Consider the following 13,756-nt stretch of genomic DNA (forward strand, 5'->3'; position numbering starts at 1 on the left):
GGCAGACGCTTTGCTTTAGTACTGTTGAACTTCGAACGCAGTAGTGTTTTCTAAATTAGCTGCATAAGCACTTGGAATTTATTTTTCTGCATTTTGTTCCATATAAGTTAGTGTTGCTGAACCAAGCACTTTTGCTGCTATTAATAATGCCTGTTCATCAATATCGAATTTTGGATGATGGTGTGGATAGTCCTTCTCCCATTTTGGATTTCTTGCTCCCGTAAAAAAGAATGTACCTTTTACCTGTTGTAAATAGTAAGAGAAATCTTCTCCTCCCATAATAGGTTCCGTTTCTTTCACTATTTCAACACCAGGAACATCCGGAGCCAAAGCTGCAACAAACGCTGTTTCTACTTGATGATTAACGGTTGTTGGGTAGCCCCTAACATAGTCATACTCATAAGATGCGTCTGAGACAAGGCATGTTCCCTTGATAATTCTTTCAATTTCTGCTTCAATCATGTTGCGTATCTCTTCCTTAAATGTGCGAACAGTTCCTGTCATATTGACTGTATCTGCAATAACGTTATATGGATTTTTTGCTTCAATGGAACAGATAGAGACAACCGCGGATTCCAATGGATCGACTTTTCTACTGACAATTTGTTGCAGGTTATTAATCAACTGACCAGCAATCAATATGCTATCCTTTGTTTCGTGGGGTGAAGCGCCATGCCCACCCTCTCCTTGAATTTTAATATCGAAACGATCTGGAGCGGCTTGTAGTGGACCAGAGCGATAACCGATTTCACCAAGCGGCATCTGTGCTTGTAAATGTGTTCCAAAAATAACATCAACCCCATCGAGACAACCGTCGTTAATCATTTCAATAGCCCCACCTGGAGGCAATTCCTCTGCATGTTGATGAAGAAAAACAATTGTGCCTTAATTTCTGACTGCATGCCATTCAAAACTTTGGCTAATCCTAATAAAGTTGCTGTATGTCCATCATGTCCACATGCGTGCATCACACCATCATTATTTGATTTGAACGGAACATCTGTCTGCTCATGAATTGGTAGTGCATCAAAATCTGCCCGTAATGCAACTGTGGGGCCGGGTTTTTCCCCTTTAAGGTAAGCTAATACACCATTGCCGCCAACATTCGTTCGTACTTGATGTCCTAACTTTTCATGGAAATCAGCTATGTATTTTGCGGTGTTAACTTCTTCAAACGAAAGCTCGGGATACTGATGCAAATGGCGACGAATAGCTACTATTTCATTGTATATTATATCTAATTCTTCAAATAATTTAGTCATAACATCCCCTCCTCAAATATTGTCTCAAAACAGAATAATATAAACATTACCAGTTTTAATCGTGATTGTCTATATATTAAATGTTTCCTGAAGAAGTTGTAAATTAATTTATAAAAAGGCGTATTTACCAAATTGTCAAATTATGGTATGGTGATTTTATTGTAGTTTCAGAATATGTCGACAGTCGACAATGAGATGATGTACGGAGGGGGAAGTGTATGAGTGAGCATGGAGAAAGCAATCTAGCAAATCCTGATCAGAAGCAGAGAAAAAGATGGGAGATGCCAGATACATACGTTATCTTATTTCTAGTGCTATTATTTGGCTTTGTTGCAACATACATTTTGCCATCAGGCACGTTTGAAAGAGAGATTATCGATGGAGTGGAAAGGGTTGTCCCAAATACGTATCAGGAAACAGATAATGAAACATTAGGATTCTTGGACTTTTTTCACGCAATCCAAATGGGAATGGTAGAGTCTGCGGATATTATCTTTCTCGTTCTATTTACCGGGGGTATGTTTGAAATCATCGAGCGTTCCGGCGCACTACGTGGAGTGATCCATCGGGCAGTTCATATGACACGGGGAAATGAATTTTGGCTGATCGCTATTGTTTCCACTATATTTGCATTAGCGGGAGCGGTTGGTGCTGTTGCCAATGCGGTTATTGCGTTTGTAGTGATCGGTGTTATTATCGCAAGGACGCTGAAACTCGATGCAATCGTTGCTGTTGCAATTACATTTGGGGCTAATTTTGCTGGATTCAGTGTTGGGTTTATCAATCCTTATACATTAGGAATCGCGCAGGATATTGCAGATCTTCCATTGTTTTCTGGTATGTTATTCCGGATTATTATATTTATTATTATATTAATGACCATCATTTGGTACACGTGGCGCTATGCGAAGAAAATATTAGCGGATCCATCTAAGAGTTTAATCGGTGTTTATACAGGAGATGAGGATGGTAATGATGAAGGTGAGTTAGACGCACCTTTTACAAGCAGACATAAAATATTGCTGCTATTTGTAGCGTTAAGTTTGGCGTTTTTCGTCTATGGATCTATCCAATTGGAATGGACGATTAATCATATGTCTGCTTTCTTTGTATTTATTGGACTTGGATCTGGTATTATAGCGGGGATGCATTATAATACGCTTGCTGCTACTTTCCTTGAAGGTACAAAAAACATGGTATATGGCGCTATGGTTGTGGGGTTAGCAAGATCTGTTATTGTTGTTCTGGAAGACGGACAAATATTAGATACGATCGTTTATGGGATATCTGTTCCATTGGAAAACTTATCACCGGTTGCGGCGGCAATTGGCATGTTTGTTTCAAACTCGATATTAAACTTTCTAGTCAACTCTGGAAGTGGACAGGCAATGATTGCGATGCCAATGTTAGTTCCTTTATCTGATATGGTTGGTGTTACAAGGCAGGTAGCTGTACAGGCATTTCAATTTGGCGACGGCTTAACCAATCTTATTTTTCCTACTTCAGGGATTCTAATGGCGAGCCTAGCCGTTGCTGATCTGTCATGGACCAAGTGGTTAAAATGGGTGATGCCACTATTTGTTATTTGGCTGGTAATTGCAATTATTACCTTGTCCATTGGTGTCATGATCAATTGGGGGCCATTTTAGGGGGCGTGTCACAGAATATTATCCCTCTATTTAAAAGCTGGGGAGGACAATGAAAAGCGGTACTAGGCTAATAAATCTAGCCTGGTACCTGTCTATACCCTTATCAGTGAGGGAAGGGCCATGATTAAAAAAGCCAACTGAATTCAAGTTGTGTAGCATTCTTATGTTCTGGATGTTTTATTCATTCTCACTTTTACCATACTTTTCCTCTTCCTTTTTCTTTTCAATTTGTTTCATCTGTTCATAGCGAAGATATTGTCTATAGCCATAGGTGATCTTACCTACTTCTTCTGTTTTCTCAAGACCAGATCCAATAGAACCTGCAACTGTAGCAACAGAAGTAACAAGCCACGCGAGTTTGATATAATGTGTAACTTCTATATTTTGGTCTGTTTGGGCGCCATAAAGATCAGGTGGGACAAAAATGGAAACAGCTACGAGAAAGAGTAGAAATAATACAAAATAATACATCAAAATAGAGGTGGTCAACGTAATAATGGTGGCTGCATTGTACAACATCCTTAGGTGGTTGCTACTATCCTTTTTCGGACGTTCCCATAAATTATGGGCAAAGACAATCCAGATAATCATCGCCAAAATGGATGCGATCATCAAACCAATAAACCGGGGGATTTCATAGTTAACACTTAATTGCCACAAAGTCGGGAAAATCAACCCATATGCACCAGAAGCAAAGGCAAGTGCCACTACACCTTTAAACGAAGGCATAATCGTCCATGGGCGGTTTGAAGCTGCCATCCCTAATAACACATGTACCAATCCAATTAATCTGGAAGCGATAATAAATCTTACTCCTACACCAATCCCATCAATATCTTGTGGAGATGACTTTCTGCGAATCGGAGAAAAAAGGAAAGCACCTTTTAATTTACTGAAAAACCCCTTCTGTTCCCGTTTATCTAACGGGCCGATCCCTTTTTGAAGCATCTGTTGCTCATTATCTTTATCCATATGCCGTGTATGCAATTCCTTCACCATATGAACGACGGTTTTTTTCACTCGTTTTGGTGTTGGTAATGCACCAAAGGCAGGTAGTGAAATCTGTGCCACACAATCAGCTACATTTGCATCGGCCAGGACGACGTTTTTACCTGAAAAAATGGGTAGATCAGTGAGGCAGATCGCGTAGTCCCAATTATTTTTATCTAATAACTTTTTGGCTTCCTCCATGATATCTTTTACTTTTTCTGCTGCACCTGTAAGGGGGCTTACCTCGATTTCTACATTCCATTCTATTTCGTCGTCAATAGTTGTGGAAAGTGCTTTAGGCAGATCATCTTTTATTGCCTCTGCATCTGCAGCAGGTAAATCGGGAGCCGGGATAATACCGATCGTCAATTGTTCCAAATGTTAACCTCCTTTTACGTTGCATCTTCGAAAAAGCAAAGAGACGAATGTAAATGCTTTTCTATTTCTTCCCTTTTTGAAATAATACAAACTTAGTGCGGAGCAGATCGTCCTCATACGAAACAAGATGCAGTGTTGTGATCACAACACTGCATCTTAGTCCTCATCCTCTAAATAATATTTCTTTATGGGTCGAAGCTGATCATCCAATTCATACACTAACGGAACGCTTGTTGGAATATTAAATCCAGCAATGTCTTCGTCACTAATGTTTTCGAGATACTTTACTAAGGCTCTCAAGCTATTGCCATGTGCAGTAATGATTACCTTTTTCCCGTTCTTTAGATCAGGCACCACATACTTTTCCCAATAAGGGATCACGCGCTCGATAGTTGCTTTGAGACTTTCAGCTGTCGGGAGTTCTTGAGGAAGCAATTTGCTGTATTTTCTTTCTGCTCCAGGAAAACGTTTGTCATCCTGTTCCAGTGGAGGAGGAGAAACATCAAAGCTTCGACGCCAGATGTGCACTTGTTCATTTCCATATTTCTCAGCAGTTTCTGCTTTGTTTAATCCTTGTAAAGCACCGTAATGTCGTTCATTTAATCTCCAAGATTTATGAACTGGGATCCACATTTCATCCATTTCTTCCAGGACATAATCCAATGTCTTAATGGCTCGTTTTAAATACGATGTATACGCCACATCAAAATGATAACCCTGTTGCTTTAGGAGTTGTCCAGCCCTTTTAGCCCCAGCGATACCGTGTTTTGTTAGATCAACATCTGTCCAGCCTGTAAAAAGGTTAGCTAAATTCCATTCACTTTCTCCATGACGGATCAGTACTAGTTTCATAATTTACCTCCTTTTTTGAATGCATTGTAATGATATACTGTACCCATTTTTCTTGTTGTTCACACGGATCGATCCATATGCATCGCATTTTCCGCTTGATTCCAAGGCACTTTATATCCTTTGCCTTTTGCGCAAAAGATCGATGTTGAGGTGTATGCTGGATCTGCTTCTTTGTCATAGGCAATACGTTCGATCACGCCCGCTTCATTATGACAACGGTCATACCCGCTAAACCGAAGATTTAATACCCCTTTGCCATGTGTGAAGGAAGTAAATGTTGTATTGTAATGCATCAAATTAGCGACAGGTGCGCTTCCTGTAACAGTCATTTTTCCCCCTATTGTTTCGGGAGGATCGAAGGTACCATGTGCTTGCTGCATATCTGATAGTACTCTTCCGATCTCGTCTAGATCCACTTTTATTTTAAAATCATAATATGGCTCGAGCAGGACATTGCTTGCCTTTTCCAATCCTTGTCTTAACGCACGATAGGTTGCTTCTCTAAAATCTCCGCCGGAAGTATGTTTATGATGTGCACTACCAGTAAGTAACGTGATCTTGACATCGGTAAGTGCAGAACCAGTCAAAAGCCCATGGTGATCACGTTCAAATAAATAGTGGCGAATTAAGTTTTGATTGCCAATGGATAGATCATTGGCGTGACAAATATTTTCAAAGGTAATCCCGCTGTTTCGTGGTGCAGGTTCTATCTTGAGATGTACTTCGGCATAATGTTTCAGGGGTTCAAAGTGGCCATACCCAATTACAGTGGTTTCTATCGTTTCTTTATAAAGTATTTTGGGCGCCTCAAAAGAAACATTCAGCTGGAATCTTTCTTCAACAAGCTGTTTCAATACTTCCAGCTGAATAACGCCCATTACATGGATATAGATTTCCTGGAATTGTTCATCCCAGATCATGCGTAATGACGGGTCTTCTGCATCAAGCATGTTAAAATATTTCAGTACTTCTTTCACGGATATGGATGGATCGAACACGACCTTGGATTTTAGGGTGGGCACCAAATCATATTTTGCCTTTTTCTGGCATTCACCAACGCCATCACCGACGGAGGCAGAAGATAACCCGGTTACGGCAAACAGTTCACCAGCATGAACCTCGTTCACTGTTTGATAGTTTTTGCCATTATAGACTCGGACCTGTGTTATTTTATCCGCTTCATCTCCACAACGAAGCAGATCGCGAACACGCAATGTGCCAGCTAAAGCTTTGATAAAAGTAACCCGGTTTCCGTTGTCATCATAGCGAATTTTGTAAACCTGTCCGGCAAAAGCAGCATCGTCGATGTAGGTGGTATCTGTTAATTGATCCAGTTTTTCAAAAAAATCAACCATGCCACTATTGTTTAATGCCGAACCACTGGAACAGGTAAAAATTTTTCTCTCACTGATCAATTTTACGAGTGTATGAAACCATAAATCCGCTTCATAACCGTTTTCTAAGTAAGTGTTTAACAGTGATTCATCCCGTTCTGCGATAAATTCAATCAAGTCCTCCTGCATTATTCCATTATCGTAAGCGGTTGTAATGTCATATACATCCTTCGTTAATTGAGCGCGCACCTCTTTTAAAACACGATCCACGTCAGCACCTTCACGATCTGTTTTATTTAAAAAGATGAATACCGGCACATCATATTTTTTTAGTAGTTGCCAGACGGTTTCGGTATGTCCTTCGATCCCTTTCACAGCACTAATAATGAGGATGGCATAATCCATTACCTGAATGGCACGCTCCATCTCCGGAGAAAAGTCGACATGACCAGGTGTGTCGAGCAGATAGTAGGTTGAGCCGGAAGAAGTGAATTTCCCCTGATCTGCAAATACAGTAATACCTCTCTCTTTTTCTATCTGATGACTATCGAGAAAAGTGTTTTTGTGATCGACACGTCCCTTGTTTTGAATACTTTTCATATGATAAAGCAGTTGTTCCGAGAAGGTTGTTTTTCCTGCATCAACATGCGCGAGTATACCAATCGTTTTATTCACTTTTTCCACCCCATCACAGGGAAATTTCATCCCTTAATTATGCGCCACAACAGTTCTTAAATTTTTCCCCGCTACCACAGATACAAGGATCGTTTCGTCCGATCCCCTTGCTTGTTGCTTCTTCTTCAAATAGTCGCTTTTGTTGCTGCTTCCAGTAGGCATCCATTTCGTCGAGATGTTGTTTCCAGTCTTCTAATTTCGGGTGGTTGGTTTGAGTTATGATGCAAGCTGGATAGAGAACTTCCCGCAAATCAAGGATTGTGTCATCAAAACCATCTTCCACTAGATCTGCAATCATTGGTATTGCAGTGGTTGAAAGTTGAAGACATAGGGCTTCTGCCATCAGGGTCTTTGCTGTTTGATCGGATGCATTATCCAATTGTCGAAGGAGTATTTCTTCTGCGGCCGGAAGCTTGATATTGCCAATTATTTCTATTGCAGCAAATGCAGTATCCTCGTTTTGAATATACTTTTCAACTTCTCCTAATACTTCTTCTGTACCAATTTTGATTAAGGCATCAATGGCTTCCTCTATTAGTAGATCTTCTTCCGTCCTCACTAACAGTGATATTAGTGTGGGGACGAGGGATTGAATCTTTTGTTCACCAACGAGAAACACATTGTAAATACCGTTTAATGAAAAAAGCTCCTCATTTAACGCTGATGTTATTCCATTACCAATGTTAGAAAAGTTATCTGGTTCATATTCGCCACGGTTAATGAGTTCCCTGAGGGCACGTTTTCCGTAAAGAAACAGGCTATGATTATATTCTCGCTTTTCTAAAGCATTCATCACTCCATTTGCTTCCGTAAACAAGGCCTCGCTATCCATGGACCGAAGTCGAATCATCTGGTGGAGGACCTTCTCATTTGTAAGTTTTTCCAGTTCCGTCTGATACTTTGCTAGCAGATCGGTTGGCGTGTATTCCAAGATGGATGCGTACCAGGCAAGATTATGATCCTTCACCTTAATACGTGCGATGACTTCGTCAAGTATGCGTGCTGTTACAGGTAAGTTTCTTGTAAAAGGAATAATGGGGTTGCTTCTGATCTTCGCAGGCAGCTTGTCCACTGCTTTTAAGGCATTTAAAAAGGTTTGTTCCGTTCCTAAATAACTTTTTTCGATTGCTTTCAAAGCAAATTCGCTAACATGTTTATCATCACTTAATATATAGGGTTGTACTTTTTCAACGAAAGACATAAAAACACTCCTTACTTCTTCCTTTAATTGTACAGTGAAGGAGGAAGGCGTGTCGAGTGATTAGGCATTAAAAAGACTGGGAGGAAGTTTAGATAAAATATTACTGATTCGATTTTTCTATCATACATACCATCTGTTCCAAATGAAATAATTAGAATATATGATAAGTTAAGGTATAATGAAAGGAAGCGTATAGCATAACTTACGAAAGAATCAAGGAGAGGGGATGCATGATGAAAAAGCTGAAAGTCGCGAATATACCGGGTGATGGCGTTGGGAATGAAGTAGTGCCAGCAGCAAATAAAGTTTTGAAAACGATATCAGATATTCATGGGGGATTAACATTTGATTTCACTGATTTCCCATATGGGTGTGACTACTATTTAAAACATGACGCAATGATGCCTGCAGACGGGCTTGATAGACTAACAGACTTCGATGCGATATTTCTAGGGGCGATTGGTAATAAAGCACTTGTACCAGATCACATTTCGCTGTGGGGACTCTTGATAAAAATACGCCGTGAATTCGAGCAAGTCATTAATCTGCGTCCTGCAAAGGTAATGAACGGTGTAAAATCCCCTTTAGCGACACCAAAGGATTTTGATATCACGATCGTTCGGGAAAATAGCGAAGGAGAATACAGTTCTGTCGGCGGAAGGATATTTCGTGATGAAGATGAAATTGCCATCCAGAACAGCATATTTTCAAGAAAAGGCAGTGAACGCGCAATCAGATTTGGTTTTGAATTGGCTTCAAAGCGTAATAAGCATGTGACGAGCGCGACAAAATCGAATGGGATTGTATATTCGATGCCATTCTGGGATGAAATTTTTACGGGAGTGGCAAAGGATTACAAGGATATTCAAATCGATTCCCAGCATATCGATGCATTGTCAGCTTTCTTTGTTACCCATCCGGAGAAGTTTGATGTAATTGTAGCGAGTAATTTGTTTGGCGATATTTTATCTGATTTGGGTGCAGCAATTATGGGGAGTGTTGGTATTGCACCATCTGCAAACATCAATGTGAATGGGAAATATCCATCTATGTTTGAGCCTGTTCATGGATCTGCTCCTGATATTGCTGGTAAAGGAATAGCTAATCCAATCGGACAAATTTGGACAGCCAAAATGATGTTGGATCATTTTGGGGAGGAAGAGATTGGACGTACATTGCTTGAAGTTATTGAAGATGTAACAGGTGACGGGTTCCTGACACCGGATATAGGTGGTAAGCACGCAACAGATGAGGTAACGGATGAAATTATTGCTAGATTGAAGAAGAAATAAAAAATATTAAATCAGATGTATTATTGTAGAAAATTTATCGTAATTAATTCATTTAAAGGGAGTACTTTATTTATTTTAATGGGAGCGCCTTGTTGAAAAGGCGCTCTTGGTGTCCACAAAGGCGGTAAGAAACAGTGTGGATATTTATCTTTTGAAAATGAATATTATTAATCGAACAATTTTGGTATGATCATAAGCAAAACCATTTTTAAAAATGGTTTTCTTAATGAGGTGATGTGCATGTCTTTTACCATCAAAAATATGACAATTCGTAAACGCATCATGTTTATTTTTTTGATATCATCTATGTTTCTTATATTGATATTGATGGCCGCATTTTCTTATATTGAGGTAAAGAACTCGCAAGAAAGATTTGAACAGTTATCAAGGCAAACGGCAAATGGGCTCAGTTTTATGCCGGCGTTAACAAAGGCCATTAAGAGCAATGATTATTCTGAAATACAGGGAATTATTGACCGTGTTCGATTGCATGCTGAAAATCCTATAGTTACAGTTGTTGATCGTGACGGGATTTTCATTATTCATCCAGATGAAACAAAAATCGGTACGTCAGGAGAAAAATGCCACTTTACTCAATCACTATTATTCGGTTCCTATATAACAAAGGAAGCGGAAGGTGCGGGAGGTCCCTCAGTGATGACTACGGCCCCAATTTATGAAAAGATATATGGGGGAGAGCAAGTAGTCGGTGCGATTACTGTGGAGTATTTAAATGAGGATATCAATGCTACGATTATAAAAAAAATATTTAGGCTAATTTTAGTAGCCATTATTGGCATCATTGTATGTATTGGGAGTGCATTATTTCTTGCTCGGAGTATTCAATCAGATACGTTAGGGTTTGAACCTGCAACTATCGCTGGCTTGTTTAGAGAACGTGAAGCGATGCTTGATGCAGTTAAAGAAGGTATCGTCGTGATTGATAAAAGTCAAAATATTTCTATGATTAATCCATCAGCAAAAAAGCTGGTGCAAACAAAGGATGAACAGAGAGAATTGGTAAAAGCGCTTGGGTTGCTTGAGACATTCCGCAAAGGAGAAAGTAGCTATGACAAAGAGCAATTATATGATGGAAGCGTATTGATTACAAATAGGCGTCCTTTGTATCATGGTCAGGAGATTGTGGGAGCAATATGTAGTTTTCGTGATAAAACAGATATCAAACAGCTACAGGAAACGATTTTACAAATTCAAGGTTATTCAGACGGTTTACGTGCTCAGGCACATGAATATAAAAATAAATTATATGTCCTTATGGGACTGCTTCAGATTGAACATTATGATGAAGCTTTACAATTTATTGAAGAAGAGACGTTGGAGGAAAAGCAGGCAATACCGATGTTACAAATGATAGAAGACCCGGGAGTACATGCAATCTTACTTGGGAAAATGGCAAAAGCTGCCGAGAAAAAAGTAACACTTGTTGTAGGAGAAGGTAGTCGCCTAGGGCGAACATCTATTACTGTCTCTGACATGGCAATCATGTTGGGAAATTTACTTGATAACGCTATTGATGCTGTCCTTCATGCAAAACAAAAGAAGATCGAGGTTATGATCACTGATATTGGAAGTGAAATTGTAATTGACGTGCAAGATACAGGTATGGGGTTAAATCCAGAAACAGTGAAGGAAATTTTCCAAACTGGTTTTTCCAGCAAAGGAGAGCAGCGTGGATATGGACTTTCACATGTTTATGAGACTGCAAAGAAATACGACGGAATGGTTGAAGTTAGTATGCTAAAAGTGGGTGGGACTGTTTTTTCACTGTACTTACCGAAAACGAAAGGAGAAACATAAATGAATGTTGTCATTGCTGAAGATGATTATCGTGTTGCACTTCTACACGAACAGCATGTTAAAAAATTCTCGTCTATCAATGTGGTTGGACGTGCATTGAATGGAGAGGAGTTAAAAAGACTTTTAGCTAGGGAGGAGGTTCACTTGATACTTCTTGATATCTACTTTCCGGATATTTTAGGTACTGAACTACTTCCATATATACGCCAGAATTATCCACAAGTAGACATAATTATAATCACGGCTTCGGATAATCGCCAGCACTTGCAGATAGCCAAGCGGTATGGTGTATATCAATATCTATTAAAACCATTGTCAATGGATGATTTTATCCAAACAATCGAACAATATATAAAAGATAGTCATTGGTTTAAACAGAGTGGAGGATTTCAAGCGGAGGATACATTACATGTACTCTCAGGTAGTAAGAAGAAAGGGGAAATATCAGAGGGGAAATGGACAGATCTACCCTCTGGAATTGATTCTATTACGCTTGGGAAAATACGTGATGCTTTATTAGAAAACAAGGACGGCGTGACAATTGATGCAATGTGTGATCTTGTCGGTATATCTCGAACAACGGCAAGAAGATACTTAGAATATATTGTTTCGGAGGGACAAGCTATAACTAGATTAAATTATGGTGTGATTGGTCGACCAGAAAGAAAATATGTTATTGCGTAAAAAACACCTTAGCAGTATAGGTGTTTTTTTCTTGTTAATTGAGTGGCGATAAAGGATAAAAAGTTATAAAAGAATATTAAGCGACTAAAAGTCATAATATTGTATCTGCTTTTATTGTCTGGCATAATGAATCTCAACGTTGAAAACGTTTACTTATATAAGTTGAGGTGTTTATATGCGACGTTTATTTCTAATTGCAATAGGTATTTCTTTGCTTGTGGGCTGTGCGAGCCAAAAAGGAGCAGTTGGCGAAACCTTCCCAAACAAAACTATTGAAATTATTGCCCCAGCTAGTCCAGGTGGAGGTTGGGATATGGCAGCGCGATCCTCTCAACGCGCTTTGAAAGCAGATGGGACAGCCGGTGAAGATATTACTGTAATTAACAAGCCTGGTGGCGGTGGTGAAGTAGGTTGGCAATATTTAAATCAGCAGGATGGACACTTTGCGGCTTTGAATTCTAGTTTATTAATAACTGGACAATTGTTAGGGCAGAGTGAGTTAACCTATGAACAATTTACCCCGCTTGCGATGCTGTCTACTGAATGGCTAGCTGTTGCTACGAAGGCTGATGCTGGATTTGAAAATGCGACTGAATTAATGGATCAATTACGTGAGGATCCGAAATCATTAACTATCGGTGTTAGTCCATCACTAGGAAGTGGGAATCATCTAGCTTTTGTACAAGCTGCGATTGAATCGGGGATAGATCCTACTGAGTTGCAATTTCTAGTATACAGTAGTGGTGGTGATATTATGAATGCATTGTTGGGAGGGCATATTGATCTGACAAGTAATTCTATGTCTGACCTTTCCGAGCAATATGAAGCGGGCGAAGTGGAGATCTTAGCAATAACATCCCCAGAACGGCTTGACAGTTTTCCGGATATCCCTACTTGGCAAGAGCAAGGTGTAAGTGTGGAATTTCCACATTGGCGAGGTATTATGGGACCACCAGATATGAGTGAGACAGAAATTGCTCAATGGGATGACATGCTGAGCGAGATGGTAGAAACAGAGGAATGGAAAACGGATTTGGATAATAATGATCTCGATGCTTTCTATATGAATAGTAACGAAACAGTTGATTTTTTAAAGGAGCAGCATGAATTTTTCAAGGATATTGTAAGTGAATCTGGTTTAGCCCCATAGGAGGTGGAGAGCATGAAGACAGTTCGTTACACATTACCAATATTTTTTATAGTGGCAAGTATTATATATGGCGTTCTGATTATCCAATTGCCCCCCGCTACACTAGGAATGCCTTCTGGTCCGAAGCAATTTCCCTTATTTGTTTGTATTGGTATATTTATCTTTGCAGTCATAGATTTAATGAATATTCATAAAGAGAATCTGAAGGATAATGAGGATTTAGCGTTATTAACAAAAGGAAACTCGTTCAAAATAATAGTCATTATTATTGGGATTTGCATCATCTATACAATGGTTTTTGAATGGTTAGGATATTTACTTGCGACGGTTTTATTCTTAGCAGGTCTACTGTTTTATTTAAATGGATTTAAAAAGTGGCTCATGAATATGATTGTAACTCTAGTTGTATCATTCAGTACATGGTATGGCTTTACGCAACTGTTACAAATTAGCTTACCGTAGAAAGGAGAT

At 39.4% G+C, this 13,756-nt stretch carries 10 protein-coding genes and 1 pseudogene; 6 read left to right on the forward strand and 5 right to left on the reverse strand.

What is annotated here, in order from left to right; genetic code table 11:
- Positions 1 to 78: 78 nt before the first annotated feature.
- A pseudogene (locus JOC34_RS08075) lies at positions 79 to 1,262 on the reverse strand (M20 family metallopeptidase).
- Positions 1,263 to 1,480: 218 nt separating this feature from the next.
- On the opposite strand from JOC34_RS08075, the gene JOC34_RS08080 reads away from it, so the two are divergent.
- Positions 1,481 to 2,911, forward strand: coding sequence for a YfcC family protein (locus JOC34_RS08080; protein WP_239544180.1), 1,431 nt, complete (start codon positions 1,481 to 1,483; stop codon positions 2,909 to 2,911).
- 177 nt (positions 2,912 to 3,088) lie between these two features.
- Here the strand turns inward: JOC34_RS08080 and JOC34_RS08085 are convergent, their stop codons facing one another.
- The 4 genes from JOC34_RS08085 to JOC34_RS08100 all read right to left on the reverse strand — a co-directional run bounded on the left by JOC34_RS08085 (position 3,089) and on the right by JOC34_RS08100 (position 8,341).
- Entirely contained in the window at positions 3,089 to 4,279 is a 1,191-nt protein-coding gene (locus tag JOC34_RS08085; protein ID WP_205136243.1) for a hypothetical protein, read from the reverse strand.
- A gap of 156 nt (positions 4,280 to 4,435) precedes the next feature.
- Positions 4,436 to 5,131, reverse strand: coding sequence for a 2,3-diphosphoglycerate-dependent phosphoglycerate mutase (gpmA, locus tag JOC34_RS08090; protein ID WP_239544182.1), 696 nt, complete (start codon positions 5,129 to 5,131; stop codon positions 4,436 to 4,438).
- Between the two features lie 59 nt (positions 5,132 to 5,190).
- Complete coding sequence (locus JOC34_RS08095; protein WP_205136244.1) at positions 5,191 to 7,140, reverse strand: GTP-binding protein; 1,950 nt, start codon at positions 7,138 to 7,140, stop codon at positions 5,191 to 5,193.
- A gap of 37 nt (positions 7,141 to 7,177) precedes the next feature.
- Entirely contained in the window at positions 7,178 to 8,341 is a 1,164-nt protein-coding gene (locus tag JOC34_RS08100; protein WP_205136245.1) for a HEAT repeat domain-containing protein, read from the reverse strand.
- Between the two features lie 233 nt (positions 8,342 to 8,574).
- Here JOC34_RS08100 and JOC34_RS08105 point away from each other — a divergent pair, with 233 nt between their 5' ends.
- From JOC34_RS08105 to JOC34_RS08125, 5 genes are all read left to right on the forward strand, one after another.
- Positions 8,575 to 9,633, forward strand: coding sequence for a tartrate dehydrogenase (locus JOC34_RS08105; protein WP_205136374.1), 1,059 nt, complete (start codon positions 8,575 to 8,577; stop codon positions 9,631 to 9,633).
- A 240-nt stretch (positions 9,634 to 9,873) separates the two neighbouring features.
- Positions 9,874 to 11,451, forward strand: coding sequence for a sensor histidine kinase (locus JOC34_RS08110; RefSeq protein WP_205136246.1), 1,578 nt, complete (start codon positions 9,874 to 9,876; stop codon positions 11,449 to 11,451).
- Positions 11,452 to 12,135 (forward strand): response regulator, encoded by a 684-nt coding sequence (locus JOC34_RS08115; RefSeq protein WP_205136247.1) that lies wholly within the window; start codon positions 11,452 to 11,454, stop codon positions 12,133 to 12,135.
- A 175-nt stretch (positions 12,136 to 12,310) separates the two neighbouring features.
- Positions 12,311 to 13,285: a tripartite tricarboxylate transporter substrate binding protein gene (locus JOC34_RS08120; RefSeq protein WP_205136248.1), complete on the forward strand. Its 975-nt coding sequence runs from the start codon at positions 12,311 to 12,313 to the stop codon at positions 13,283 to 13,285.
- A gap of 12 nt (positions 13,286 to 13,297) precedes the next feature.
- The gene (locus JOC34_RS08125; protein ID WP_205136249.1) at positions 13,298 to 13,747 is read left to right on the forward strand and encodes a tripartite tricarboxylate transporter TctB family protein; all 450 of its coding nucleotides are present in this window, start codon (positions 13,298 to 13,300) and stop codon (positions 13,745 to 13,747) included.
- The last annotated feature ends 9 nt before the right edge of the window (positions 13,748 to 13,756 follow it).

This window comes from Virgibacillus halotolerans, assembly GCF_016908515.1.
GTDB lineage: Bacteria > Bacillota > Bacilli > Bacillales > Amphibacillaceae > Virgibacillus_M > Virgibacillus_M halotolerans.

What these genes read in the sequence shown, in the direction of transcription:
- JOC34_RS08115 (WP_205136247.1), top strand. Translation starts at nt 11,452, where the DNA reads ATGAATGTTGTCATTGCTGAAGATGATTATCGTGTTGCACTTCTACAC.
- JOC34_RS08100 (WP_205136245.1), bottom strand. Translation starts at nt 8,341, where the DNA reads ATGTCTTTCGTTGAAAAAGTACAACCCTATATATTAAGTGATGATAAA.
- JOC34_RS08080 (WP_239544180.1), top strand. Translation starts at nt 1,481, where the DNA reads ATGAGTGAGCATGGAGAAAGCAATCTAGCAAATCCTGATCAGAAGCAG.
- JOC34_RS08105 (WP_205136374.1), top strand. Translation starts at nt 8,575, where the DNA reads ATGAAAAAGCTGAAAGTCGCGAATATACCGGGTGATGGCGTTGGGAAT.
- JOC34_RS08110 (WP_205136246.1), top strand. Translation starts at nt 9,874, where the DNA reads ATGTCTTTTACCATCAAAAATATGACAATTCGTAAACGCATCATGTTT.
- gpmA (WP_239544182.1), bottom strand. Translation starts at nt 5,131, where the DNA reads ATGAAACTAGTACTGATCCGTCATGGAGAAAGTGAATGGAATTTAGCT.
- JOC34_RS08120 (WP_205136248.1), top strand. Translation starts at nt 12,311, where the DNA reads ATGCGACGTTTATTTCTAATTGCAATAGGTATTTCTTTGCTTGTGGGC.
- JOC34_RS08125 (WP_205136249.1), top strand. Translation starts at nt 13,298, where the DNA reads ATGAAGACAGTTCGTTACACATTACCAATATTTTTTATAGTGGCAAGT.